General features: G+C 72.8%; 24 protein-coding genes. 13 read left to right on the top strand and 11 right to left on the bottom strand.

Annotation, left to right across the window (positions count from 1 at the left end; all coding sequences use genetic code 11):
* Window positions 1–45 precede the first annotated feature (45 nt).
* Entirely contained in the window at window positions 46–606 is a 561-nt protein-coding gene (locus tag ACIPJY_RS10820) for a type 1 glutamine amidotransferase domain-containing protein (RefSeq protein WP_400464783.1), read from the top strand.
* 101 nt (window positions 607–707) lie between these two features.
* Here ACIPJY_RS10820 and ACIPJY_RS10815 read toward each other — a convergent pair whose 3' ends face one another.
* Window positions 708–1,271 (bottom strand): molybdenum cofactor biosysynthesis protein, encoded by a 564-nt coding sequence (locus ACIPJY_RS10815; RefSeq protein ID WP_400464786.1) that lies wholly within the window; start codon window positions 1,269–1,271, stop codon window positions 708–710.
* 214 nt (window positions 1,272–1,485) lie between these two features.
* Between ACIPJY_RS10815 and ACIPJY_RS10810 the strand changes: the two genes are divergently transcribed.
* The 5 genes from ACIPJY_RS10810 (at window position 1,486) to ACIPJY_RS10790 (ending at window position 7,046) form a co-directional block, all read left to right on the top strand.
* Window positions 1,486–3,036: an AlkA N-terminal domain-containing protein gene (locus ACIPJY_RS10810; protein ID WP_400464788.1), complete on the top strand. Its 1,551-nt coding sequence runs from the start codon at window positions 1,486–1,488 to the stop codon at window positions 3,034–3,036.
* A complete protein-coding gene (locus tag ACIPJY_RS10805) occupies window positions 3,033–3,545 on the top strand; it encodes a methylated-DNA--[protein]-cysteine S-methyltransferase (protein ID WP_400464790.1) in 513 nt (170 codons plus the stop codon). The genes ACIPJY_RS10810 and ACIPJY_RS10805 overlap by 4 nt, the downstream gene beginning before the upstream one ends.
* Before the next feature lie 197 nt (window positions 3,546–3,742).
* Window positions 3,743–4,552: an alpha/beta fold hydrolase gene (locus ACIPJY_RS10800; protein ID WP_400464792.1), complete on the top strand. Its 810-nt coding sequence runs from the start codon at window positions 3,743–3,745 to the stop codon at window positions 4,550–4,552.
* Between the two features lie 12 nt (window positions 4,553–4,564).
* Window positions 4,565–5,440, top strand: a complete 876-nt coding sequence (locus tag ACIPJY_RS10795; RefSeq protein ID WP_400464795.1) for a hypothetical protein — start codon at window positions 4,565–4,567, stop codon at window positions 5,438–5,440.
* Window positions 5,441–5,570: 130 nt separating this feature from the next.
* Window positions 5,571–7,046: an APC family permease gene (locus tag ACIPJY_RS10790; RefSeq protein ID WP_400464798.1), complete on the top strand. Its 1,476-nt coding sequence runs from the start codon at window positions 5,571–5,573 to the stop codon at window positions 7,044–7,046.
* 136 nt (window positions 7,047–7,182) lie between these two features.
* Here ACIPJY_RS10790 and ACIPJY_RS10785 read toward each other — a convergent pair whose 3' ends face one another.
* Entirely contained in the window at window positions 7,183–8,016 is an 834-nt protein-coding gene (locus ACIPJY_RS10785; RefSeq protein ID WP_400464800.1) for a LysE/ArgO family amino acid transporter, read from the bottom strand.
* Between the two features lie 69 nt (window positions 8,017–8,085).
* Here ACIPJY_RS10785 and ACIPJY_RS10780 point away from each other — a divergent pair, with 69 nt between their 5' ends.
* A complete protein-coding gene (locus ACIPJY_RS10780; protein WP_400464803.1) occupies window positions 8,086–9,030 on the top strand; it encodes a LysR family transcriptional regulator ArgP in 945 nt (314 codons plus the stop codon).
* Here ACIPJY_RS10780 and ACIPJY_RS10775 read toward each other — a convergent pair.
* The gene (locus tag ACIPJY_RS10775) at window positions 9,012–9,557 is read right to left on the bottom strand and encodes a TetR/AcrR family transcriptional regulator (protein ID WP_400464806.1); all 546 of its coding nucleotides are present in this window, start codon (window positions 9,555–9,557) and stop codon (window positions 9,012–9,014) included. The genes ACIPJY_RS10780 and ACIPJY_RS10775 overlap by 19 nt on opposite strands.
* A 132-nt stretch (window positions 9,558–9,689) precedes the next feature.
* Here ACIPJY_RS10775 and ACIPJY_RS10770 point away from each other — a divergent pair, with 132 nt between their 5' ends.
* A complete protein-coding gene (locus ACIPJY_RS10770; RefSeq protein WP_400464809.1) occupies window positions 9,690–10,724 on the top strand; it encodes an aldo/keto reductase in 1,035 nt (344 codons plus the stop codon).
* 30 nt (window positions 10,725–10,754) lie between these two features.
* Here the strand turns inward: ACIPJY_RS10770 and ACIPJY_RS10765 are convergent, their stop codons facing one another.
* Both ACIPJY_RS10765 and ACIPJY_RS10760 read right to left on the bottom strand, forming a co-directional pair.
* Window positions 10,755–11,534, bottom strand: coding sequence for a DNA-formamidopyrimidine glycosylase family protein (locus ACIPJY_RS10765; protein WP_400464811.1), 780 nt, complete (start codon window positions 11,532–11,534; stop codon window positions 10,755–10,757).
* Window positions 11,527–16,206 carry an ATP-dependent helicase gene (locus tag ACIPJY_RS10760; RefSeq protein ID WP_400464814.1) on the bottom strand — a complete coding sequence of 1,560 codons (4,680 nt, stop codon included), beginning with the start codon at window positions 16,204–16,206 and terminating at the stop codon, window positions 11,527–11,529. Before ACIPJY_RS10760 ends, ACIPJY_RS10765 begins: the two co-directional genes overlap by 8 nt.
* A gap of 156 nt (window positions 16,207–16,362) precedes the next feature.
* On the opposite strand from ACIPJY_RS10760, the gene ACIPJY_RS10755 reads away from it, so the two are divergent.
* Complete coding sequence (locus ACIPJY_RS10755; RefSeq protein ID WP_400464816.1) at window positions 16,363–17,052, top strand: PadR family transcriptional regulator; 690 nt, start codon at window positions 16,363–16,365, stop codon at window positions 17,050–17,052.
* Between the two features lie 92 nt (window positions 17,053–17,144).
* On the opposite strand, the gene ACIPJY_RS10750 is transcribed toward ACIPJY_RS10755, so the two are convergent.
* Entirely contained in the window at window positions 17,145–17,762 is a 618-nt protein-coding gene (locus tag ACIPJY_RS10750) for an alpha/beta hydrolase (RefSeq protein ID WP_400464818.1), read from the bottom strand.
* Between the two features lie 85 nt (window positions 17,763–17,847).
* Here ACIPJY_RS10750 and ACIPJY_RS10745 point away from each other — a divergent pair, with 85 nt between their 5' ends.
* The gene (locus ACIPJY_RS10745) at window positions 17,848–18,390 is read left to right on the top strand and encodes an NUDIX hydrolase family protein (RefSeq protein ID WP_123700908.1); all 543 of its coding nucleotides are present in this window, start codon (window positions 17,848–17,850) and stop codon (window positions 18,388–18,390) included.
* Between the two features lie 281 nt (window positions 18,391–18,671).
* On the opposite strand, the gene ACIPJY_RS10740 is transcribed toward ACIPJY_RS10745, so the two are convergent.
* Window positions 18,672–18,872 carry a CsbD family protein gene (locus ACIPJY_RS10740; protein ID WP_111105972.1) on the bottom strand — a complete coding sequence of 67 codons (201 nt, stop codon included), beginning with the start codon at window positions 18,870–18,872 and terminating at the stop codon, window positions 18,672–18,674.
* A gap of 126 nt (window positions 18,873–18,998) precedes the next feature.
* Entirely contained in the window at window positions 18,999–20,582 is a 1,584-nt protein-coding gene (locus tag ACIPJY_RS10735) for a DEAD/DEAH box helicase (protein ID WP_400464823.1), read from the bottom strand.
* A gap of 342 nt (window positions 20,583–20,924) precedes the next feature.
* Between ACIPJY_RS10735 and ACIPJY_RS10730 the strand changes: the two genes are divergently transcribed.
* Entirely contained in the window at window positions 20,925–21,758 is an 834-nt protein-coding gene (locus ACIPJY_RS10730) for an endo alpha-1,4 polygalactosaminidase (protein ID WP_400464825.1), read from the top strand.
* Between the two features lie 19 nt (window positions 21,759–21,777).
* On the opposite strand, the gene ACIPJY_RS10725 is transcribed toward ACIPJY_RS10730, so the two are convergent.
* From ACIPJY_RS10725 to ACIPJY_RS10715, 3 genes are all read right to left on the bottom strand, one after another.
* On the bottom strand, window positions 21,778–22,164 hold the full coding sequence (locus tag ACIPJY_RS10725; protein WP_400464828.1) for a GntR family transcriptional regulator: 387 nt from the start codon (window positions 22,162–22,164) through the stop codon (window positions 21,778–21,780).
* Window positions 22,165–22,174: 10 nt separating this feature from the next.
* Window positions 22,175–22,795, bottom strand: a complete 621-nt coding sequence (locus ACIPJY_RS10720) for a DUF1684 domain-containing protein (RefSeq protein WP_400465174.1) — start codon at window positions 22,793–22,795, stop codon at window positions 22,175–22,177.
* Window positions 22,796–22,935: 140 nt separating this feature from the next.
* The gene (locus ACIPJY_RS10715) at window positions 22,936–23,412 is read right to left on the bottom strand and encodes a hypothetical protein (protein WP_400464831.1); all 477 of its coding nucleotides are present in this window, start codon (window positions 23,410–23,412) and stop codon (window positions 22,936–22,938) included.
* Between the two features lie 64 nt (window positions 23,413–23,476).
* Here ACIPJY_RS10715 and ACIPJY_RS10710 point away from each other — a divergent pair, with 64 nt between their 5' ends.
* Complete coding sequence (locus ACIPJY_RS10710; protein WP_400464834.1) at window positions 23,477–24,256, top strand: carbonic anhydrase; 780 nt, start codon at window positions 23,477–23,479, stop codon at window positions 24,254–24,256.
* 66 nt (window positions 24,257–24,322) lie between these two features.
* Window positions 24,323–25,129, top strand: a complete 807-nt coding sequence (locus tag ACIPJY_RS10705; RefSeq protein WP_400464837.1) for a carbonic anhydrase — start codon at window positions 24,323–24,325, stop codon at window positions 25,127–25,129.

The following is a 25,129-nucleotide window of genomic DNA, read 5'->3' as shown; positions in this document are numbered from 1 at the left end:
CGTGGTCGGTGCGGCCGGAGACCCCGGCACGTGGAAGGAGCGACCATGGCAGCCCTCGACGGAACGAACGTCCTCGTCATCACGACCAACTACGGCGTGGAGCAGGACGAGATCATCGTCCCGACGGAAGAACTCCGCAAGCGCGGTGCGTCGGTGACGATCGCGGCGAAGGAGACCGACACGGTCCAGACCCTCGTCGGCGACAAGGACCCGGGGAAGTCACTCGACCCCGACACCACCTTCGGCACCGTCTCGGCGGGCGACTTCGACGCCCTCGTCGTCCCCGGTGGCACCATCAACGCGGACACCATCCGGCAGGAGTCTGCAGCGATCGACCTGGTGCAGGCGTTCGTCGCCGCCGGCAAGCCCGTCGCCGCGATCTGCCACGGACCGTGGACCCTCGTCGAGGCCGGCGTGCTGACCGGTCGGACGATCACGTCCTACCCGTCGCTCCAGACCGACGTCCGGAACGCCGGTGCCGAGTGGGTCGACCGCGAAGTGCAGGTGGACGAGACGGGCAGCACGATCATCACGTCGCGGAACCCGGGCGACCTGCCCGCGTTCGTCGACGCGATCCAGGCGGCGCTCGCCCCGGCGACCGTCTAGCCGCGCCACGCCACGGCACGCACCGTGCGAGGTTCCGGACACGGTGGTAGGCCCGTCGCGCCGCACGGTGTCCGCAAGCTCGCACGCTGCGGAACCGCGCGCTACGCGGGCACGGGCACGGGGCGGGCCGTGCGGAGCACCGCGGGCCCGAGGGTGAGCACACCGTCGGACTCCGGGTCGCACCGCACCCCGCCCCGTCCGCGCATCGCCCGGAACGCGCCGGGAGCGATCTCGTGGTCCATCCAGGCGCAGGGGTTCGCCGGCCGGTACCCGTGGAACAGCACGGGGCCGTCCCCGGTGTCGAGCGAGAACGGCTCACCCCGGAGCGCCTCGACGTCGACGCCGCGCAGGAAGACGTTCCGACGGGTCGCGACCGGGTCCAGCGCGACGCCGAGGGTCCGACCGACGTCCTCGAGCGCCTCGAGCCCGATCACGGTGACGGACGCGTGCACGTGTGCCCGCGACGCGAAGTAGCGGTCACCGACGATCCCGAGCCCCGCGCGCAGGGTGATCCGGTCCCGTAGCTCGTCCTCGTCCGCGGGGAGCGCCCCGTCGGCGGGCCGTCCCTCGTAGCGGTGCCGCCGGGAGACCAGGAGCATCGCGACCTCGACCGGGGTGACGTGGTCCAGGGCGCCGGACGCGACCGTCTCAGCACCGGAACCCATGCGCACGACGCTAGCCGAGCCTCCCGGCCGGTGCTCGCGCGCTTCGCGAGACGCCGCGCTCTCCGCGAGACGCCGCGGAATCCGGCGGCGTCTCAGCAACCGGGAGGCGTCTCGTGGACTCTGCGGCGTCGCGGCCGCGTGCCGCGGAGCGGACCCCGGCTGCGCCGTCCGATTTCCGCCAGTCGATGACGGTGGTGCGTGTCAGGCTTGCCCCGTGACCACCTCAGGAGCCGACGCGCTGCACGACGAGCGGTACCGCATCGCGGCATCGCGCGATGCCCGGTTCGACGGCCAGTTCGTCACCGCCGTGCACTCCACCGGCATCTACTGCCGCCCGAGCTGCCCGGCCCGGACGCCCCGCTCGACGGGCGTCACCTTCTACCGGACGAGCGCCGCAGCACACCTCGCCGGGTACCGCGCGTGCAAGCGCTGCCTGCCCGAAGCGACCCCCGGCAGCCCCGAGTGGGACCTCCGTGAGGACGTCGCCGGCCGCGCCATGCGCCTCGTCCTCGACGGCGTCGTCGAACGCGAGGGCGTCCCGGGGCTCGCCGCACGCGTCGGCTACTCCGAACGGCACCTCGGCCGGATCATGACCGAGGAGCTCGGCGCCGGCCCGAAGGCGCTCAGCCGCGCGCACCGCGCGCAGACCGCTCGGACGCTGCTGACGTCCTCGGACCTGCCGATCGCGGACGTCGCCTTCGCGGCGGGGTTCGCGAGCGTCCGCCAGTTCAACGACACCGTGCGCGAGGTCTTCGCCGTCACCCCGACCGAACTCCGTGCCCGGCGGCGGGTCCAGCCGACCCCGGACGGTGGCCTGCACGTGCACCTGCCGGCCCGCGCGCCCTTCGACGCGCAGGGGCTCCTCGACTGGCACGCGCTGCACGCGCTCGCCGGGCTGGAGCAGGTGGTGCGGGGCGACGACGGCACGGTCCGGTCCTACGGCCGGCTCCTCGACCTGCCTGGAGGCCCCGGCTGGTTCAGCGCATCGGCCGCGGTCCCGGACACGGCCGGGCGGGGCAGCGGCATCGACCTGGTCGTGCGGGTCACGGACCTCAGCGACCTGCCGACGCTCGTGGCGCGGGTGCGGGCACTGTTCGACCTCGATGCCGATCCGGTCGCGGTGGACACGGTCCTCGGATCGGTCCCGGTCCTGGCGCCCGCCGTCACGCGGGTGCCCGGGATCCGGCTGCCGGGGGCGGTCGACGCGCACGAGGTCGTGTTCCGCACGCTCATCGGGCAGCAGGTCTCGGTGGCTGCGGCGCGGACCGCCCAGACCCGGCTCGTCGCCGCCCTCGGGACACCCGTGCCGACCGCGATCGCCCCCGACGCGCTGCTCTTCCCGTCCGCCGCCGTCGTCGCGGAGCGCGGCGGGTCGGTGCTCCGCGGCCCCGCAGCCCGGATCCAGACCATCCTCCGCGTGGCGACCGCGCTCGCCGACGGATCGCTCGTCGTCGACGGCGGACAGTCGCTCGACGAGCTCCGGAACGGACTCCTGGCCGTGCGGGGGATCGGCCCGTGGACCGCGGACTACGTGGCGTTGCGGGTCCGGCATCACCCGGACCTGTTCCTCCACAGCGACCTCGCCGTGCGGAACGGTGCACAGGAACTCGGGCTGCCCGGTTCGGCGCGCGAGCTCTCCCTATGGTCGGAGCAGGTGGCGCCCTGGCGGAGCTACCTCACGATGCACTGCTGGCGGCCGATCGTCGACCGCGCGACCGCAGTCGCGCGTGCAGCCTCCACGACGTCCCGGAAGGACACCCCATGACCGATGCACTGATCTCCACCCTCCAGACCCCCGACGGCGCGTTCACCGTGCTCGAAGACGACCAGGGCCGGGTGCTCGCGTCCGGCTGGACGGACTCGTTCGACCGGATCCTGGCCAGGGTGCCGGCACGCCACCGCCCGACCACCGTGACCGAGGGCACCGTCGCCTCGGCCGACGCCGTCGACGCCTTCTACGCTGGCGAGATCGACCACGCGATGCAGGTCCCGGTGCGACAGGTCGGCACCGAGCTCTTCGAAGCCGGGTGGCGGCAGCTCCGTGAGATCCCGGCCGGCACCACCCTGACGTACACCGAGCTCGCGGCCGCGATGGGCCGACCGGACGCCGTCCGGGCCGCGGCGAGCGTCTGTGCCCGGAACGCCCCGGCGCTGTTCGTGCCGTGCCACCGCGTGCTCCGCTCCGACGGGTCGCTCGGCGGCTTCGCGTGGGGGCTCGACGTGAAGCGATCGCTGCTCGAACGGGAGTCGGTGGGCTCGGGCGCGATGGTCTGAGCAGACCCCGCAGCTCGCGGCGATCGGGGGCGTCTGCACGTCCCGATCAGGGGCGTCTGCACGTCCCGATCAGGGGCGTCTGCCCCTGGTTGCGGGGGATGACGGCAGGGCGCCGGACTGCGACACTCAGAGGACGACCCGCACGGCCCCTCCCCGAGGACCCGACGCAGTGCCGTCGAACCACCGCTGAGGATCACATGCACCCTTCCACCGACCGAACGGTCGTCTCCGCCGACGGCACCCGCATCGCGGTGTCCGACGCCGGCAGCGGCCCCGCGGTCCTCGTGGTGGGCGGTGCGTTCGGCCACCGCGGCACACCCTTCGTCGAAGCCGTCGTCCAGGGCCTCGCCGACCACCACCGGGTGATCACGTACGACCGACGCGGCCGTGGCGACAGCGGGGACACCGGCCCCTGGGCCATCGAACGAGAGGTCGAGGACCTCGGCGCCGTCGTCGCCCAGGTCGACGGCCCGGTCACCGTCCTCGCCGTCTGTGTCGGCGCCGGGGTCGTCCTGCACGCGCTCGCCGCCGGGCTCCCGGTGGAGTCCGCCGTGCTGTGGGAACCGCCGTACCGCGCGAGCGTCGACCCGCACGCGGACGACGTCGTCTTCGCGGACACCCTCGACGAGCAGGTCGCCGCCGGCCGCCGGGCCGCAGCCGTCCGGGCGTTCCTGGCGCAGGTGCTCGGGCTGCCGATGAGCCAGGTCAGTGCGTTCCGCCTGCGTCCCGGTCTGTGGCGCACACTCCTGGCCGACGCGCACGTGCTCGCGCGGGACGTCCGGATGCTCAACGGGCTCGCGATCCCCGAGCGGGTGCTCGCCGCCGTGGGCGTCCCGGTCGTCGTCGGTTCCGGCACCGCCAGCCCCCGGTGGCTCCGGCTCGCCGCGCGGGCCACCGCCGAGGCGATCCCGGGTTCGGAACTCGTGATGGTCGACGGCCAGGGGCACGTTCCCGACGCCGCGACCCTCGCCCGGCTGCTCGGCGCGCTCCGGACCCCGCGACACTGAGAGGATGGTGCGGTGAGCGCACCCCGACTCGGACTCCTGCTGGACGTCGACGGCCCGATCGCCAGTCCCGTCTCCCGCACCATCGCGATCCAGAGCATCGTGGAAGACCTCGTCGCGCTCGCGGCCGAGGGCATCCCGGTGGTGTTCAACACCGGCCGCAGCGACGCCTTCATCCGCGAACAGGTCGTGCGCCCGCTGCTCGCCGGCGGACTGGCCCCCGGCGGCCGGGTGCACGCCGTGTGCGAGAAGGGCGCCGTGTGGTGCTCGATCGGCCCGCAGTACGAGGACGGCATGAGCGACATCGTGATCGCCGAGGACCTCGCGCTCCCCACCGACTACGCCGACGAGATGCGCGAACTCGTCCGTGCGGAGTACGCCGACCTGGTGTTCTTCGACGAGACCAAGCACGCGATGGTCTCGGTCGAGCAGCGCGTCGAGGTGCCGAACGCCACGTACCTGGCCCGGCAGCCGGAGTTCGACGAGCAGGCGATGGCCGCACTCCAGCGCCGCGGCCTCGGCGTCCGTCGACTCGACGACGTCCGGCCCGCTGCCGACGGTTCCGTCGCGTGGCGGATCGACCCGACGATCATCTCCACCGACGTCGAGTCGGACCGCAGTGGCAAGGACATGGGCGCCGAGCGCTCCCTCGAGCTCCTCGCCCAGGACGGCGAGCTGCCGCTGGCCTGGCGCACGATGGGCGACTCCCGGAGCGACTACGCGATGGCCGACTGGCTGCACGCGAACGGCCACGACGTGGCGCACGTGGACGTCCGTCCGTCCGACGGTGTCCCGGTCACGCCGTACCCGGTGCTCACCGCACCCGACGGCGTGATCCACGACGAGGCGGGCGCCCGCTACCTGGCGGACTGGCGGCGCGCGGCGGACTGACACCGGGCCTCCCGTCCGGTTCTCCCCTGCTGTCTGCTGACCGCACCGTCCGTGCGGACGCTTTGCGTACCGGGGTGGTACACCAGTACCCTTCCGGGGTCCCACGCCAGCCGATGACGGGAACCACCCCATGGCAACGAAGCTCCGCACCAAGTCGATCGAGGCCTCCCTCGCCGACGCCGACGAACAGGGACGCTCGCTCAAGCGCTCCCTGAAGACGTTCGACATCGCCGCGATGGGCATCGCCGTCGCGGTCGGCGCCGGCATCTTCTCGGTCGGTGCGAACGCCGCGGCGAACTTCGCCGGCCCTGGCGTGATCATCTCGTTCCTGCTCGCCGCCGTCACGTGTGGCCTGGCGATCATGTGCTACGCCGAGTTCGCCTCCACGATCCCGGTCGCGGGGTCCGCGTACACGTTCACCTACGCCACGATGGGCGAGCTGCTGGCGTGGATCGTCGGGTGGGACCTGATCCTCGAGACCCTGACCGCCAGCGCCGTGATCGCGAAGTACTGGGGCATCTACCTCAGCACCGCGTTCGAGGTCTTCGGCGTCAAGCTCCCCAGCACGATCGCCCTCGGCCCGATCGGCTTCACGTGGGGACCCGTCCTCATCGTCGGCATCTTCACGGTGCTGCTGGCCTTCGGGACGCGGCTGTCGTCCCGGGTCTCCGCGGTCATCACGATCATCAAGGTCGCGATCGTCGTCTTCGTCATCGTCGTCGGCGCCTTCTTCGTCAAGGCCGCGAACTTCACGCCGTTCATCCCCGCGGCCCAGCCGTCGAAGGGTGCCGAGGGCAGTGTCTGGACGCAGTCCCTCGTGTCCTGGTTCACCGGCTCCGAGCCCGCGCAGTACGGGGTCTTCGGCCTGCTCGCCGCTGCGTCGCTGGTCTTCTTCGCCTTCATCGGCTTCGACGTCGTCGCGACCAGCGCGGAGGAGACCGAGAACCCGCAGAAGACCCTGCCGCGCGGCATCTTCATCGGGCTCGGCATCGTCACCCTGCTCTACGTCGGCGTGAGCATCGTCATCACCGGCATGGTGTCGTACAAGCAGCTCGCGCAGGAGGACGCTCCGTCCCTCGCCTCGGCCTTCGACCTCGTCGGACTGCCGTGGGCCGCCGGCATCATCGCGATCGGATCCCTCATCGGGCTCACCACGGTCGTCATGGTGCTGCTGCTCGGCCTGTCCCGCATCGTCTTCTCGATGAGCCGTGACGGCCTGCTGCCCCGCTGGTTCTCGGTCACGAACCCGAAGACGCAGACGCCCGTCCGGGTGCAGGTCGTGGCGGGTGTCGTGGTGGCACTGCTCGCCGGGTTCACCGCTGTGGACAAGCTCGAGGGCATGATCAACATCGGGACGCTCTCCGCGTTCGTCCTGGTGTCGATCGGCATCATCGTGCTGCGGCGCACCCGTCCGGACGCGCCCCGCTCGTTCCGGGTGCCGTGGTCGCCGGTGATCCCGATCCTGTCGGCGGTGCTGTGCTTCTGGCTGATGCTGAACCTCGAGGTCGAGACGTGGCTGCGCTTCGTCATCTGGCTGGTCATCGGCTTCGCGATCTACTTCGGGTACAGCCGCCGCAACAGCCGGGTGGGGCGCGGGCTGCAGTAGCGGCGCCGCGAGCCGCGCGTGGCGCGGCCGCGCGCCGGCGGGCCGCGCGTGGCGCGGCTTGTCTTCGCACAACCGAAAGCAGTTCGCACCACGTGATTCCACGGTGCGAGCTGCTTTTGGTTGTGCGAGCCCGACGTCAGGCGCCGACGAGCAGCGCGATGCCGAACGCGAGCATGACCAGGGCGACGCAGCCGTCGAAGACGCGCCAGGTGATCGGCTTCGCGAACAGCGGCCGGAGCAGCCGCCCGCCGAACCCGAGGGCGCCGAACCACAGGCAGCTCGCGGCGACGGCCCCGAGGATCCACCACCAGCGCTCGTCGACGCCCTGCTGGTTCGCGACGGAGCCGAGGAACACCAGGGTGTCCTGGTAGACGTGCGGGTTCGCCCACGTGAAGACGAGCATGGTCAGGACCGCGGCGCGCATGGTCGGGTCGGTTCCTCCGGTTCGTCCGGTTCGGCCGGGAGGCTGGGCGAGCGTCGTCCGTGCCGCCCCGGCTCCCGCGGTGGTCGCCTCCGGTGTCGCGTCGCGCCCCGCCACGGCCGTCGCGCCCCCGTGCACCGGGGCGCGGTGTCCGCCCCGGGGCGCGAAGTCGACGTCCGCCGCAGTGTCCCCGTCCGCCCGCGCCCCCACGGCGACCCCGTCGTCGTCGGCGGCGACCCGGATCGCATCGCCCGAGGGCCGCAGCGCCCGCCGCGCCGCCAGCACCCCGTACGTCAGCAGGAACGCCGCCCCCACGAGCCGGACCACCACGAGCGCCACCGGGAACCGCTCGACGACGACCCCGACCCCGAGCACCCCGGCGATGATGAGCACCGCGTCCGACACCGCGCAGACGAGCACCGCGGCGGCGACGACCCGCAGCCGCGCGCTGACCGCGAGCCGGAGCAGGTACGTGTTCTGTACGCCGATCGCCACGATGAGGGCGAGCCCGGTACCGAGGCCGGACAGTGCGGGGAGGAGGGCGGTCACGGACTCGACGGTAGGGCAGTGACCCCGTGCAGTACAGCTCACGTTCCTGTCGCACCGTAAGCTCAGCTCATGCTCCGTCTGCAGCGCGAACACCTCGAGACGATCCTCGCCGCGGTCGACCTCGGCACCTTCGACGCCGCGGCCCGCGCGCTGTCGATCACCCCGTCGGCCGTCTCCCAGCGGATCAAGGCGATGGAGCAGCTCGTCGGTCGGGTGCTGCTGCAACGAACGGCACCGATCGTCCCGACGCCTGCCGGGGCGGTGGTCCTCCGCCATGCGCGACAGGTGCGGCTGCTCGACGACGAGACCGCGCGGGCCCTCGGCGACGGCGTCGACGCCGCGGCGAGCATCCCGTCCATCCCGCTCGCGGTGAACGCGGACTCCCTCGGCACGTGGTTCCTCGACGCGCTGGCACTCGTGCGCGCGGACACCGAGGTGGTCTTCGACCTGCACCGCGAGGACCAGGACCGCACGGCCGAGCTGCTGCGCTCCGGCACGGTGATGGCCGCGGTCACGGCGGAGTCCGATCCCGTCCAGGGCTGCTCCTCGGTGCCACTCGGCATCGACCGGTACCGCGCGGTCGCGTCGCCGGCGTTCGTCGCCCGGTACCTGGACGGCGCCGACACCGAGCGTCGGATGCTGCAGCGGCTCGACCGGGTGCCGCTCGTGGACTACGACCACGACGACGACCTGCAGCAGGGGTTCCTGCGCCGGGTGGTCGGGCACGCTCCCCGTGGCCCACGACACTTCGTCCCGACCTCGGCGGACTTCGCGCGGGCGGTGTCGCTCGGCTTCGGGTGGGGGCTGCTGCCGGAGGCCCAGTGTCTCGGAGCGCTCGAGCGAGGAACACTCGTGGAGCTCACGCCGGGGCGTCGGGCTGACGTGGCGCTGTGGTGGCAGCGCTGGAACCTCGCGTCACCGCTGCTCGAACGGGTCACGGACGCGGTGCGCACCACCGCTGCCGAACGACTGCACCCGGCCGGTCGGACTCCGGCTCAGACGGTCGCGCGGTAGCGGAGTCCGTCGACCAGGAGCCCGACCATGAGCTGGCTCTGCTCCGGCGTCGGCGCGCCGTGGCACAGGTCCGCCACGGCGTGCAGCAGCTGCCCGGCGTCGACGTCCGGGCGGATGGTGCCCGCCGCCGCTGCCGCGTCGAGGAGCCCGGTGAGCGCGTCGCCGAGCCGGCCGAGGAAGTAGTCGTGGAGCGCCTCGAAGGCCGTGTCGCCGGAGTGCAGTGCCGACGCCAGGCCGCGCTTCGTCGCGACGAACTCGGTGAACCGCTGGACCCACCGGGCGAGCGCTTCATCGGGTGCGTACTCCGCAGCGAGCGCCGGAGCAGCGTCGGCACACGCGTCGACGGCGCGCTGGAACACCGCGACCACCAGGTCTGAGCGCTGGGGGAAGTGCCGGTAGAGCGTGCCGACGCCGACCCCGGCGCGGTCGGCGATCACCTTCGCGGGGGCGTCGACACCATCGGTCGCGAACACCGCCTTGGCGGCGTCGGTCAACGCGTCGAGGTTGCGTCGGGCATCGGCGCGCACGGCTGCTCCTGGGAAGGGTCGATCGAGGGTTGCGTAAACGGAAAGGCGTTCCGTATAGTTCCGGAAGGGCGTTCCGGTTCGGTCCACGATACGGCACCGACGGTCAGGACGCCATCGACAGGAGGCATCACCATGCAGTACCGCACCCTCGGCCGCACCGGGATCCAGGTCAGCCCCTTCGCGCTCGGCGCCATGATGCTCGGCACCGACGGCCGCATCGGCAACGGCGACGAGCAGGACTCGATCCGCATCGTGCACCGCGCACTCGACGCCGGCATCAACCTCATCGACACCGCCGACCGCTACTCGCAGGGCGGCTCGGAGGAACTCGTGGGCAAGGCCATCGCGGGGCGCCGCGACCAGGTGGTGCTCGCCACGAAGTTCCACGGCCCGATGGGCGACGACCCGAACCAGCGGGGGAACTCCCGCCGCTGGATCATGCAGGCGGTCGAGGGGTCGCTCCGACGACTCGGGACCGACCACATCGACCTGTACCAGGCGCACCGTCCGGACGACTCCGTCGACGTCGAGGAGACGCTGTCCGCGCTGACCGACCTGGTCCGCAGCGGCAAGGTCCGCACGATCGGCAGCTCCGACTTCCCGGCGTCGATGCAGGTCGAGGCGCAGTGGACGTCCGAGCGTCGGGGGCTCGAGCGCTTCCGCACCGAGCAGCCGACGTACTCGATCCTCAACCGCGGCATCGAGCGCGAGGTCCTGCCGACCGCCCAGCGCTACGGCATGGGCACGCTCGTCTGGAGCCCGCTCGCAGGCGGCATGCTCACCGGACGGTTCCGGAAGGGCCAGGAGAGCGACCTCGCCCGCGTCGGGATGTTCCAACACAACTCCGACGAGCGACGCATCGACGCCGTGGAGCAGGTCGTGGCGTTGTCCGAGGAAACCGGCATCCCGATGACGCACCTCGCGATGGCCTTCGCGATCGCGCACCCGGGCGTCACGAGCGCCCTCATCGGCCCGCGGTCGATGGAGCAGCTCGACGACCTGCTCGCCGGGGCCGAGGTCACGCTCTCCGACGAGGTGCTCGACCGCATCGACGCGATCGTGCCACCCGGAACCGACGTCGGACGCCTCGACCAGCAGTACAACCCGCCGGCGGTCCTGCAGCCGGGTCTGCGCCGCCGCACGCTCGCCGAGCGCCCCGCCGCCTGACCCCGCGCACCCTGCGAGACCGCGCGCGGGTCAGGACTGGCAGCGCGGGCACCAGTACGTGTCCCGCAGGGTGAGCTCGGAGTCGCCGAGCTCGCCCGCGCGGATCGGCGTCCGGCACCGCAGGCAGGGCTTCCCGCGCCGGTTGTAGACCCAGAAGCGGGAGCCCGGCCGGTCGACGCCGGTGGTCACCCGGGCGCTGCGGTCCCGGTTCGCCAGGATCAGCCGGTGGGCGAGGGCGATCATCCGCGGGACGTCCTGGACCTGGCCCACCGGCCGCGTCGGCAGCACCCCGCGGAGGAAGCAGAGCTCGTTCCGGTACACGTTGCCGAGGCCCGCGAGCACCCGTTGGTCCAGCAGCGCCAGCCCGACCGGCCGCTCGGGGTCTGCCGTCAGGTTCGCCTCGGCCACGGAGGCGTCCCAGTCGGGCCCGAGCAGGTCGGGCCCGAGGTACCCGACGACCTCGGACTCCGCGTCGCGCGGGACGACCTCGAGCACGCCGAGTGCGAAGCCCACCGTCGACACGTCCGACGCGTCGAGGACGGCGCGTGCCTGGTGCGCCGGGCGACGCCACCGGTCACCGGGGCCGTAGACGTCCCACCGGCCCTCCATCTTGAGGTGCGAGTGCACGGTCAGGTCGCCGATGCGGTGCAGGATGTGCTTGCCGCGGGGGACGACCTCGTCGACGGTGCGTCCGACCAGGTCGAGCGTGGCGAACGTGGGCACCCGGAAGTCGCTCCGGGTGAGGACCTTGCCGGCCAGCGCCGTGTGCAGCCGGTGCGCGGCCCGGTAGACGGTGTCGCCCTCAGGCACGCAGCCGCACCCCCTGCGGCGTCGCGGTGAACCCGGCGGTGCGCAGGGCGTCACCGAACGGGGACTCGAGCACGAAGACGCCGTTCACGCGTTCGACGGACAGCTTCCCGAGGCCGCTCCGGACCGTCGCGGCGATCGACGTCGCGGCGGCGGCCAGGTCGGCCGGGTCGTCGGTGAACGTCAGCACGGACTTGCCGCCGCGCTCGACGTAGACCCCGAGCGCACCGTCGACCAGCACCACGAGCGCCCCGGCCTTGCGACCCGGGCGGTGCCCGCGCGACTTGGGTCCGTCGACGGCCGCGGGCGCGTCGCCCGAGTCGGGATCGGGGGCGTCCGTCGGCCACGGCAGCGCCGCACCGTACGGGTTCGCCGGGTCGGTCGCCGCGAGCGTCAGGACCTCGCGTGCACGGTCCGGGTTCGCCCGCTCGTCGTCATCGAGGTCCCTCGCGTACGTCCGGAGCCGGTCGATCGTCGGGCTCGTCGCGAACTGCGCCGCCCCGAGTCCCTCGATGAAGTACCCGCGGCGCGCACGACCCGATTCCTCGAACCGGGCGAGCACCCGGTACACACCGGCGAACCCGCCCCGGACGCCCTCGACCTGCACGGCGCCGCGGGTGACGACGCCGTAGCGCTCGAGCAGCTGCTCGGCGGTGGCCGCGGCCCGGACGGTGGCGTCGGCCTCGGCCAACGGCAAGAGCGACCACCGGCCGCCGACGCTCGGCGGCCCGGACTGCGTCGGGAGGGTCGGACGCCGACGTCCGCGGTAGGCGCGGGTCCGTGGCGCTGCACTCGACCGGGCCTTGCCCCCGAGCATCGAACGGAGCGGCGCGAACGTGTCGTTGGTGATCTGGCCGGCCCAGACGAGGTCCCACAGCGCCGTCGTCAGCGCCTGGTCGTCGGTGCTCCCGACGGCCTGCCCGAGCTGCCGGAAGAAGTACGCGCCGCCGCCGGCGAGGGCGCCGAGCACGTCCCGCTGGAGCTCGGTGGTCTCGTCGCCGGCGGGCTCGGCGAGCGTGGTCGGCGCGGTGTCCGCCAGGTGCAGCCGGATCCAGCCGTCGTTGCCGGGCAAGGTGCCCCCGCCGGACCAGAGGACCTCCCCGGTGGCGGTGAGCTCGTCGAGCATGTTCGGCGCGTAGTCCGACACCCGCGCCGGCAGCACGAGCGCCTCCCAGGCGCTGGCGGGAAGCGCGACACCGGCGAGCTGGTCGATGACCTGCAGCACCCCGTCGATGCCCCGGAGCCCGCCACGGGTGCCGGGCACCTGGACGTGCTGCCATGCGGGCAGGAACCGGGCGAGGGTGTCCGGCGAGACCGGTTCGACCTCGTGGCGCAACGCCGCGAGCGATCGCGTGCGGATGCGCCGGAGCACCTCGGCGTCGCACCACTCGGCGCCCTGGCGGTCGGGGCGGAACTCGCCCTCGACCAGGCGCCGGTCGGCGACGAGCCGGCGCAGGGTGTCCTGCACGACGGCGATGCCGAGACCCAGGCGCGATGCGGCGTCCTGCGCGGCGAACGGCCCGTGCGACCGGGCGTACCGGCCGACCAGGTCGCCGAGGGGATCGGCCACGGGCTCGATGAACGCGGTCGGCACACCGATCGGCAGCGGGACCCCGAGGGCGTCACGGAGCCGCGCGGCGTCCTCGATCACGGCCCACCGGGTGGCGCCGGCGTGCGAGAAGGAGAGCACCCGGCGATCGCGTTCGAGCGACTCGAGCGTCGTCCGTACGGTGTCGCGCGCGGCGGCGCGGTCGGGTGCCTCGGCCAGCCAGCTGCGGTCGACTGCCTCGTCGAGGTCGAGCGCACCGACCAGGCGGAACACGTCGACGAGCCCCTCGGTGTCGCGGGCCCGGCGGTCGGGGGAGAGTCGCTGCAGGTCCTGCTCCGTCGCCGCGATCACGGCGGGGTCGAGGAGCTCGCGGAGTTCGGCACGGCCCAGCAGTTCGCCGAGCAGCGTCGAGTCGAGGGACAGTGCCGCGGCTCGGCGTTCCGCCAGCGGGGAGTCGCCCTCGTACATGAACGCGGCGACGTACCCGAACAACAGCGACCGCGCGAACGGCGACGGCTGCTCGGTCTCGCTCTCGACGAGCCGGATCTTCCGCCGTGCGATCTCGTCCGCGATGCCGAGCAGGGACGGCACGTCGTACACGTCCTGCAGCACTTCGCGCACGGTCTCGAGCACGATCGGGAAGGCCGGGTACTTCTGGGCGACCTCGAGCAGCTGCGATGCGCGCTGCCGCTGCTGCCAGAGCGGGGACCGCCGGCCCGGGTCGCGCCGCGGCAGCAGGAGTGCACGCGCAGCGCACTCCCGGAAGCGTGCGGCGAACAGGGCGGAACCACCGACCTCGTCGGTGACGAGCGCCTCGAGGTCGTCTCGTTCGAACACGAACAGGTCTGCGCCCGGTGGTTCGGCGTCGGTCTCCGGGATGCGGACCACGATGCCGTCGTCCGCGGCCATGGCGTCGCCGTCGATGCCGTGGCGCTCCCGGAGGCGGGCCGCGACCGCGAGGGCCCACGGCGCGTGCACCTGCATGCCGTACGGCGAGTGCAGGATCAGCCGCCAGTCGCCGAGCTCGTCGCGGAACCGCTCGACGACGAGCGTGGTGTCGTTCGGCACGTGCCCGGTCGTCTCGCGCTGTTCGCGGAGGAACGTCAGCAGGTTCGTGACGGCCCGTTCGTCGAGGCCACCGGCAGCGACCCGTGCGCGGGCGTCCGCGTCGGACGCGCCCTCGACCTCCCGGATGAAGGCACCCGTGGCACGGCCGAGCTCTGCGGGCCGGCCGATGCCGTCGCCCTTCCAGAACGGCACCCGCCCGGGCTGCCCGAACGCCGGGCTGACGATGACCCGGTCGTGGGTGATCTCCTCGATGCGCCAACTCGTGGCGCCGAGCGCGAAGACGTCCCCGACGCGGGACTCGTAGACCATCTCCTCGTCGAGCTCGCCGACGCGGGACGCCCGCTCGCCCACCATGAACACGCCGAACATGCCGCGGTCGGGGATGGTCCCGCCGCTGGTCACCGCGAGCCGCTGCGCCCCCGGGCGGCCGGTCAGCGTGCCGTGCACCCGGTCCCAGACCAGGCGCGGGCGGAGCTCGGCGAACTCGTCGCTCGGGTACCTGCCCGTGATGAGGTCGAGCGTGGCCTCGAACGCCGAGCGGGGCAGCCCGCTGAACGGGGCGCTGCGCCGCACGAGCTCGAACCAGTGCTCCACGTCGAGCGTGTCGACGGCACCGGCCGCGACGGTGTGCTGCGCGAGGACGTCGAGCGGGTTCGCGGGGACCGAGATCGACTCGATCTGCCCGGACACCATGCGTTCGACGGTGACGGCGCTGTGCACCAGGTCGGCGCGGTGCTTGGGGAAGAGCACCCCGCGGGAGATTTCGCCGACCTGGTGGCCGGCGCGACCGACGCGCTGCAGACCGCTGGCGACCGAGGGCGGTGCCTCGACCTGGACGACCAGGTCGACCTCGCCCATGTCGATGCCGAGCTCCAGGGAACTCGTCGCGACGACGCATCGCAGGCGCCCGGACTTCAGGTCGTCCTCGATGATGGCGCGCTGGTCCTTCGAGACGGACCCGTGGTGCGCCCGCGCCAGCACCGGCACGGCGCCGGCGGTCTGTCCGGACGCGCCGATCACCTCTGCCGGGGGACGGGTGGGGGCGGGCGCGTGCGCCGAGGCCCGCGCGGGCGACTGCGGACGGGACGCCGTCGCAGCCCCGGCCGACACCAGGGCACCCTCGGCCGCGGCCGTCACCCGTTCCTCGTGGATCTCGTTGAGCCGGGCGGTGAGGCGCTCGGCCAACCGCCGGGAGTTCGCGAACACGATCGTCGACCGGTGTTCCTCGATGAGGTCGACCACGCGTTCCTCGACGTGCGGCCAGATCGACCCGTTCGACGGCGCATCGGAGGCGTCGGCCCCGACGGGCGGTGCCCCGAGCTCGGACATGTCGTCGACGGGGACGACCACGCGCAGGTCGAACGTCTTCTGTGCCGGCGGCGCGATGATCTCCACCGGCGCCCGCCCGCCGAGGAACCGCGCCACTTCTTCTGCCGGACGCACGGTCGCGGAGAGCCCGATGCGCTGGACGGGCTTCTCGAGCAGGTCGTCGAGGCGTTCGAGCGACACGGCGAGGTGCGCCCCGCGCTTCGTCGACGCGACGGCGTGGACCTCGTCGATGATGACCGTGTCGACGTTCACCAGGGTCTCCCGCGCCCGGGACGTGAGCATCAGGTAGAGCGACTCGGGCGTCGTGATGAGGATGTCCGGCGGCACGCGCAGCAGCTTCTGCCGGTCGGACGACGGGGTGTCGCCACTGCGGACGCCCACCGTGACGTCCGGGGGTTCGAGCCCGAGCCGACGAGCGGTCTGCGTGATGCCGACCAGCGGACTCCGGAGGTTCCGCTCGACGTCGACGCCGAGCGCCTTCAGCGGTGAGACGTAGAGCACGCGCGTCCGCTGCTTGGCAGGTGGGTGGTCCGTCGAGCTGATGAGCCGGTCGATGGACCAGAGGAACGAGGCCAGGGTCTTGCCGGACCCGGTCGGGGCGACGACGAGCGCGTGCCGTCCGGTCGAGATCGCGTCCCAGGCGCCGGACTGCGCCGCGGTGGGCGCGGAGAAGGCGCCACGGAACCACTCCGCGGTGGCAGGGGAGAAGCGCTCGAGGACGTCCGTCATGGTCCGTCCCATCCTGCCCGCGACCCCCGACAACGAGCCCAACCGGGACCAGGGTTGACAAACCGATAGTTACCGATTTATCGTAAACACATCGCGATACGAACGAGACAGATCAGTACCGCGAGCCGACTTCGAACACCTCAGGAAGGAGTCATCATGCGCCCCATCGATGACAACGACACCAACGACCACGACCACGGCCGACGCGACCAGCGCGGCTTCGGACCGCGCGGCCCCCGCTTCGGCGGCGCGCGGCAGCACCACGGCACCGGCTTCCCCGGCCGCGACCGCGGTGACCACGGCGGACGCGGCGGCTTCGGCCCCGGCTTCGGCGGACGCGGGGGCTTCGGCCCCGGCATGGGCTTCGGCCCCGGCGGCGGCTTCGGCGGCCCCGGGTTCGGCCGCGAGCGTCGCCGTCGCGGCGACGTCCGTCTCGCGATCCTCGGCCTGCTGGCAGAGGGCCCGCAGAACGGCTACGCCGTCATCAAGACGATCGCCGAGCGCACCGGTGGCGCCTGGAAGCCGAGCCCCGGCTCGGTCTACCCGACGCTGCAGCAGCTCGTCGACGAGGACCTCGTCGTCTCCACCGGCGACGGCCGCAAGACGCTCTTCGAGCTCACCGACGCCGGCAAGGCCGAGGCGGAGTCCAAGGCGGACGAGATCGCCGCGGCGTGGGAGTCCACGCCCGGCGTCCCGGACGCACAGCGCGAGTTCTTCGAGACGCTCCGGAAGACCATGGGCGTCCTGCACATGTACCGGACCAGCGCGACCGAGGAGCAGACCAAGGCGGCAGCCGCCAAGGTCGACCAGCTCCGCAAGGACCTGCTGCAGATCCTCGCCGACTGACGACGATCGCGGGTCGCGACCACGACCCGGACGGGAGGCCCGGTGCCAGCTGGCACCGGGCCTCCCGTCCGCAGTGGGGTCCCCGGCGGCCGTCAGCCGCCGATGAAGGCGGTCACGTCTGCCAGCTCCGCGGCGGACACCGCGTGCGGCAGTCCCTCGTAGGTACGGTCGGTCACGTCGGTGTTCGCCGCTGCCCAGGCGGCCGTGCGCGCGGTGGCCTCGCCGGGGATGACCGCGTCCAGGTCGCCGTGCCCGAGGAACACGCGGGGCCGCACGGCCGCGACGGCCTCGTCGCGGGAATCCGTCACACCGGGGACCACGAACCCGGAGAGCGACACCGCGAACGCGAAGCCCGAGGGGCGCGCACGGAGCAGCTGCAGTGCCATCGACCCGCCCTGCGAGAACCCGAGCAGGCCGATCCGCGGGTGGTCGGCGGCGACGGAGTCGACCCAGTCGAGGACGGCGGCCACGCTCGCGTCGACCGGCTCGAGCGCGGGGGACCCGGGCGTCCCGAGCGGGTACCAGCTGTGGCCCCCGCCCCACGGCATCGGTGCCCGCAGTGCGGCGATCGTCCACGCGGCGGGCAGCGCCGGGGCGAGTCCGAGCAGGTCCCGCTCGTTCGACCCCACCCCGTGCAGCGCGACGAGCAGCGGTGTGCCGGCGCGCTCGGCCTCGGGGCGGGTCCACTGGACGGCGTCTGCATCGATCATGGTGCCGACATTAGTTGACGCATCAACCATCCCCAACCCCGTGCCCTTCCACCTCGTTCGCCTGCGCGGCTGGTAGACACGGTGCATGGCCTCGTTGCGCACCCCTGACCCCGACTCCGGCTGGCTGTCCGACGAGGAGCTCGCGATGGTCCGCCGTCGCCTGCCGATCTGCTACGTCGAGGCGATCCCGGTCCGCACCGACGGCCTCGGCGTCGTGACCGAGGTCGGTGTGCTGCTCCGCGTCGCGCCGAGCGGCTCGATCGCCCGCACGCTCGTCTCCGGCCGCGTGATGTTCGGCGAGTCCATCCGCACCGCGCTGTTCCGGCACCTCGAGAAGGACCTCGGTCCGATGGCGTTCCCGCAGCTGCCCTCGAACCCGGCCCCGTTCACCGTGGCGGAGTACTTCCCGCTGCCCGGCGCCTCGGTGTACACCGACGAGCGGCAGCACGCGATCTCCCTCGCGTACGTCGTCCCCGTCACGGGCACGTGCGAGCCCCGACAGGACGCCCTCGAGCTCACGTGGATGAGCCCGATGGAGGCCGCCTCGGTCGCCGTCTCCGAGGAGATGGAGGGCGGCCGCGGCGCACTCATGCGCGCCGGCCTGGCCTCCGTCGGCGCCCTGCTCTAGCGCTGCGCGCGCCGAAGCCCCCGCCGCCCGCCGCGCGCCGCGCGCTCGCCGCGCCCGCCGCGCCCGCGCGCGCCGCGCGCGCCCGCCGCGCCCGGCGCGAATAGGATCCGCACAACGCAAACCGGCTCGCACCACGAACGTCCGTGGTGCGAGCCGGTTTCCGTTGTGCGCCGCCACGCGGCACCACGGCGCGAGCCCCGCGAGCGCTACGCGCGACGAAGCCCCCGGGTCCCTCAGGACCCGGGGGCTTCGCAGTGCGGCCTGCACGGCCGACTTCGGTCTTACTTGTTGTCCTTGAAGCTGTCGGCGACGCCGTGCGCGGCGTCCTTGACGTCCGTCGCGCCCTGCTTGGCCGAGGCCTTGGCCTGGTCGGTCTGACCCTCGGCCTTGAGGCGGTCGTTGTCCGTCACGTTCCCGACGGCTTCCTTGGCCTTGCCGGCTGCCTTCTCGGCAGCGTTCTTGATGTCATCGATGCCAGCCATAGGCGGCTCCTTCCGTCAGTGGACAGATCTGCCGGGAGACGCTCTCGCGTCGTCCGGTGCAGCAGAACCTACCCGCCGAGGAGCCCGCCGTTCGCAGGCCGCATCAAGGTTGTCCCCCGCGGGACGTCAGCGTGCCGAACCCGCCGGACGCGATGCGCGACGCGAACCGCCACCACGGCGGTTGCCACCGGACTCGGAACCGGAGCTGCGACCGGGGGCGTAGCCACCGTCGGAGGACCAGACCGGAGCGGAGCCACCGCGGACGCCGTCGCTCGAGGCGCGGCGGCTGCCGCCGGAACGGCGCTGCCCACCGGACGACGCGGAGCCGGCCTCGGTGGCACGACCGCCACGACGCCCTGCACCGGCACCGCTGGGAGCCGAGCCGGACTGCGCGGCCGGAGCCGAGCCTCCGGAGCGACCGCCGCGACCACGGCCGCGACCGCGACCCTGACCGGCGGCGTCGGACGACGCGGACTGCTGGCGACGCGGCTGCTGCTGCTGGACGGGTGCCTCGGCCACGTGGCGGATCGGAGCGATCTCGCCGACGAGCGCGGCGACCGGAGCCGACGAGGCGGAGACCTGCTGCGGCGTGACCGTGATCGCGGCCTTGCGCATCATCTGCGCGACGTCGCGACGCTCGGCCGGCATGACCACGGTGACCACGTCACCGGACGAACCGGCACGGGCGGTACGGCCCGAACGGTGCAGGTACGCCTTGTGCTCGGTCGGCGGGTCGACGTGCACGACGAGCTCGACGTTGTCGACGTGCACACCGCGGGCGGCGACGTCGGTGGCGACGAGCACCAGGGCCTCGCCGGCGGAGAACTTGGCGAGGTTGCGCTCACGGGCGCCCTGCGACAGGTTGCCCTGCAGGTCGACCGCGGGGATGCCCTGCGAGGAGAGCTGCTTCGCGAGGCGCTTGGCGTGGTGCTTCGTGCGCATGAAGAGGATGCGGCGACCGGTGCCGGAGGCGAGGGTGCGGACGAGGTCCTTCTTCGCGTCGGCGTCGGCGACCTCGAACACGTGGTGGGTCATCGCCTCGACGGGGCTGGACTCGTCGTCGACGGAGTGCATCACCGGGTTGTGCAGGAACTTCTTCACGAGCTTGTCCACGCCGTTGTCGAGCGTGGCGGAGAACAGCAGACGCTGCCCCTGCTCGGGCGTGGCCTGCATGATCTTCGTGACACCGGGCAGGAACCCCATGTCGGCCATGTGGTCGGCCTCGTCGAGGACGGTGACCTCGATCGCGTCGAGCGACACGTGGCCCTGCTGCATGAGGTCGGCGAGGCGACCGGGGCAGGCCACGACGACGTCCACGCCACCGCGGAGCGCGTCGACCTGACGGCCCTGCGAGACGCCGCCGAAGATCGTCGTGGTGTTGAGGCCCATCGCCTTGGCGAGGGGGGCGAGCGTCGCGTCGATCTGGGTCGCGAGCTCACGGGTCGGGGCGAGCACGAGGGCGCGCGGTCGGCCGGCACGGCGCTTCCGCGGGTTCGCGGCCAGGCGTGCGGCGAGCGGGATCGCGAACGCGATCGTCTTGCCGGAGCCCGTGCGGCCGCGGCCGAGCACGTCCTTGCCCTTGAGGGAGTCGGGGAGGGTGTCCGCCTGGATCGGGAAGGCGTTCTCCTTGCCCTGGCCGACGAGGACGTCGACCATCGGGGCGGGAACGCCGAGATCGGCGAAGCGGATGTCTTCAGTGGGGTTGGTCATCATGACCTTTCGGGCCGTTGCCGGCCGTGGTGCGCGCTCGGATCAGCGCGCGGGCGGGATCGTGTCCGCGGCCGTTGTCCACTCCGGGGAGCGGGCGAGCCCCCTCGGGAGAGGGCACGGCGGTGCGGGCACTGTCGCCGCAGCAGAGAGCCTGGCACCGGTGTTCCGACCCGGACGGGTTCCGGGGGAGCGGTGGTGCGCGATACGCATCGGTCAGTTCGACCGGGAGGTTTCGGGGGCGTCCGTACGACGCACGAGGCGATCGGCGCCTCGAGTACGTCCATCATAGCGGTTGGACCACTCCACACGGAAGAGTGCGGGGTCCGTGGGAGGATCACGGTCATGCGTGCTCGGTCCCTGGTCCTCGGTTCCGTGCTCGTCGTGGGGGCCCTGCTGCTGGCCGGGTGTGCGGCGGGCACCGGCAGCGACGGCGCGGACGACGGGTACACGAACCTCCCGACCTCGGGCATCCCGGACTACCAGCTCGGCGGCGCGTACCGCCCGGCCGACGACGTGACGATCGTCGAGCGGGACAGCACCGCGCACCCGGCCGCCGGCAGGTACTCGATCTGCTACGTGAACGGCTTCCAGACCCAGCCCGAGGACGCCGCGATGTGGAAGGACCGGTACCCGGACGCGCTCCTGCGGGACGACGACGGGAAGCCCGTGTCCGACCCCGGGTGGCCGGACGAGATGCTCCTCGACACCGCGAGCGCGGGGGCGCGGCAGTCGATCGTGCACGTGTTGACGAAGTCGATCGCACGGTGCAGCGACCGCGGGTTCGACGCGGTCGAGTTCGACAACCTGGACTCGTGGACGCGCTCGCACGGTGCGCTGACGCGTGCGGGGAACCTCGCGCTCGCCGAGCAGCTCGTGGACGTCGCGCACGAGCACGGACTCGCCGCCGGGCAGAAGAACACCCCGCAGCTCGGGTCTGCCGGCCGGCGTGACACCGGGTTCGACTTCGTCGTGGCCGAGGAGTGCGTGACCTACGACGAGTGCGGCGCGTACACGAAGGCCTACGGGGCGCGGGTGATCGACGTCGAGTACTCGGACGACACCGACGGCCCGTGGTCGGACGTCTGCGCGTCGGACAGCCGTCCGGCGATGACGATCCTGCGCGACCGGGACCTGGTCGCGCGGGGGCACGAGTCGTACGTCTTCGAGCACTGCTGAGACGGCGGCCCCAGCTGCGCTACGCGGGCCAGGCGTCCCGGAGTGCCGTCGCGGTCTGGTCGGCGGACAGTCCCGCGGCCTTCGCCTCGGTGACGAGCGCGCGCACCGCCCCGGCCACGGCGTCCGGCACCTCGCCCGGACGCACCACCCGGGTGCCGGCGCCGCGAGCCGTGTGCACGAGCCCGGCCTCCTCGAGCAGCGCGTAGGCCTTCGCGACGGTCCCGGCCGCCAGCCCGAGCTCCTCGGCGAGCGAGCGGACGCTCGGCAGGCGCTGCCCGTCCACCAGGTACCCCGCTGTGATCTGCGCCGCGATCTGCGAGCGCACCTGTTCGAACGGGGGGATGCGCCCGCCGGCGTCGATCGCCACGAGCCGGGTCGTCGACCCGGTGCCGGTCTTGGAAGACATCGTGCCCGTCCTAGAAGTCGTACTGCTCGCCGACGGGGATCGCCACCGGCACGGTGTTGCCCGGAGGCGCGAGCGGGCACGCCCACGCCGGGTCGTACGCGCACGAGGGGTTGTACGCGAAGTTGAAGTCGAGCACGACCTCCCCGTCGTCGCCGCCCAGGTCCGCGCCCTTGATCGTGTCGAGCAGGTACCGCCCGCCGCCGTAGGTCCCGCGGGCCTTCCCCGCGCTGGCGTCCTTCACGGGGACGAACACGCCGCCCGCGTAGCCGCCGTGCGACCACACGTCGAGGGTGCCGATGCCCGGCAGGCGCACGATCCCGAGCCGATCGAAGTGCACGGTGCCGTCGGTGCCCGTCTCGACGTCGAGCACCTGGTCCTCGGCGGGTTCGATGCGCGCCCGGAAGCGCCAGTCCGGGTCGTACGGCGGGACGGGGAGCTCCTCGAAGTCGACCGCGTCCTCGTCGAGGAGCGGGCTGGCCGGGTGCTCGGCGAACATCGCGTCGCGGGTCTCGCGCCACAGCGCGTGCGCGGTCTCCGGGTCGGGGGTGGCCCGGACGCGACGGTAGAGGTCGAACGTCATCCGACGCCAGTCCACGGTCGCCAGCGTGCGGTGCACACGGTCGTCGGTCATCGGCTCCTCGGGGCGCGTCTGGCTCACGTGGTCGAGGCTACGCCCGCTGCGCGGCGGACGGGAGGCTGATCTCACCCCGATCGCGCGTGTCCGGCCCGGCGCGTCCCCGGCAGGGACCGGCAGAGGCCGACGGGAACGCGTCAGGCCGGCGGCCAGGTGGGCGCCTGCTGCCGCATCCGGAGCGCACGCCACTGCCAGATCACCCACATGCCCGGCCAGAGCGCGACACCGAGGACCGCGGGGGTCATCCGGTAGTCGAGTCGGTCGACGAGCAGGGTCGTGCCGTCCGGCAGTGACGTCGCCGCCATCCGGTGCCGCATCGCCATCCGGGCGAAGAGGCCGCTCGTGCCGCCGCCGTTGTCGCGCTGCACGGGGACGCCGTCGACCTCGTAGCGGTCGATGTCCACGTGGCTGGTCCCGCTCGGGACCACGCCGAACGCGCTCGCGGCGATCGGGTGCGGCTCGCCCGGCGTCCAGCGGTGCGGGAACCCCGCGGGGTCGAGCGACCGGTACACCAGGAACGGCTTCGTCACCCCCACCATCACGGCAGGCGCCATCAGGGCGTCGCGGACGGCGTCCACGGGGGCATCGAGGACGAGACGGAGACCGACGTGCATGCGGTGGACGGTACGCGGCACCGTTCCCAGGCGTTGCCGACATGTGATGTTCCAGTATGTGGACATGTACAGCAATCCGCGGATCCGCACCGCACTCCTCGTCCTGCCGGTGACCCTCCTCGCCCTCGCCGGTTGCGCACCAGCCGACTCCACGACCACGGCCGATGCGCACGGCGGCGATCCCGGCGCGTCCTGGTCCTACGAGGGCGACGGCGCTCCTGAGCACTGGGGCGCGCTGTCCGACGAGTACGGCACCTGCTCGTCCGGCTCGGAGCGGTCGCCGGTCGACCTCCCGGCGCCGAAGCGTGGCTGCGCGCTCGACATCACGGCGGCCGGGGCGGTCGCAGGACTGACGGCCGACAACGGCCACACGGTGCAGTTCACCCCGGACGACGGCGCGCGGACCCGCGTGGCCGGGGCGGACCTGCACCTCGTGCAGATGCACTTCCACGCGGGTTCGGAAAACACAGTCGCGGGCGAGGCCGCCGCTGCGGAGTTCCACTTCGTCCACGCCGACGACGACGGGGCGCTCACGGTGCTCGGGGTCCTCGCCGACCAGGGCCGGCACAACCCCGTGTACGAGAGCTACGTCGCCGGGGCCACGGCCGGGGCCGGTCGCGCGAGCACCGTCGACGTGGACCGGATGCTGCCGGAGGGTCGCTCGTTCGCGACGTACGCGGGGTCACTCACGACGCCGCCCTGCACCGAGGGAGTGCGGTGGATCGTGCTCGAGGACCGGGTCGAGCTCGGGGCGGACCAGCTCGCCGACCTCGAGGCGGCCCACGTCGAGAACGCCCGTCCCGTGCAGCCGCTCGGAGACCGGGAGGTCGTGCACGCGCTCTGAGGTGCGCCTCAGGACGGAGGTCGCCTCTCCGGCGATCGGTCGGAATGCAACATGCAAGATGTTGTCATGCATCCACGTTCCCGCATCCCGCTCGTCGTCGCGCTCGCGGCCACCTCCGTCGTCGCCCTCACCGCGTGCGGCGCGGGGTCGGCCCCGGTGTCCACCCGCACCCCGGCCGCATCCGTCCGTGCCACCCCGTCACCGGCGCACTGGGGGTACGAGGGCGTCGACGACCCCGCGCACTGGGCGTCGCTGTCCAGCGAGTACGGCACGTGCGCCGCCGGGACGGCACAGTCGCCGATCGACCTGCCGGCCCTCGGTCACGACGCCCCGCTCTCCCTGGACGTGACCTCGGGGGACGTCGACGAGACCACTGCCGACAACGGCCACACCGTGCAGCTCACGGCCGGCTCGGGTGAGACGACCGTGATCGACGGCACCGAGTACCACCTGCAGCAGATGCACTTCCACGCGCCGTCGGAGCACACCGTCGAAGGCGAGCGCCACCCCGTCGAGTTGCACTTCGTGCACGCCGACGCCGACGGGAAGCTCGCGGTCGTCGCCGTCTTCGCACGGGTCGGAGCGCACGACCCCGCGTTCGACCCCTACATCGCGGGGGCGGTCGAAGGGACGACGTCAGCGCACAAGGACGCGGTCGACATCGGGACGATGCTGCCGGCGGACCGCTCGTACTGGAGCTACGAGGGGTCCCTCACCACACCGCCGTGCACGGAGGGCGTGCACTGGGTCGTCCTCGCGACGCCGATCGAGCTCGGTCGGGACCAGATCGACGCACTGACGGCGGTCCACCACGACAACGACCGCCCGACGCAGCCGTTCGACGGCCGCACCGTGCACAGCAGCGCCGAGTAG

The sequence above is a fragment of the Curtobacterium sp. NPDC090223 genome (assembly GCF_044746585.1).
Taxonomy (GTDB): Bacteria; Actinomycetota; Actinomycetes; order Actinomycetales; family Microbacteriaceae; genus Curtobacterium.
This window is presented reverse-complemented; position numbering and strand designations above follow the sequence as displayed.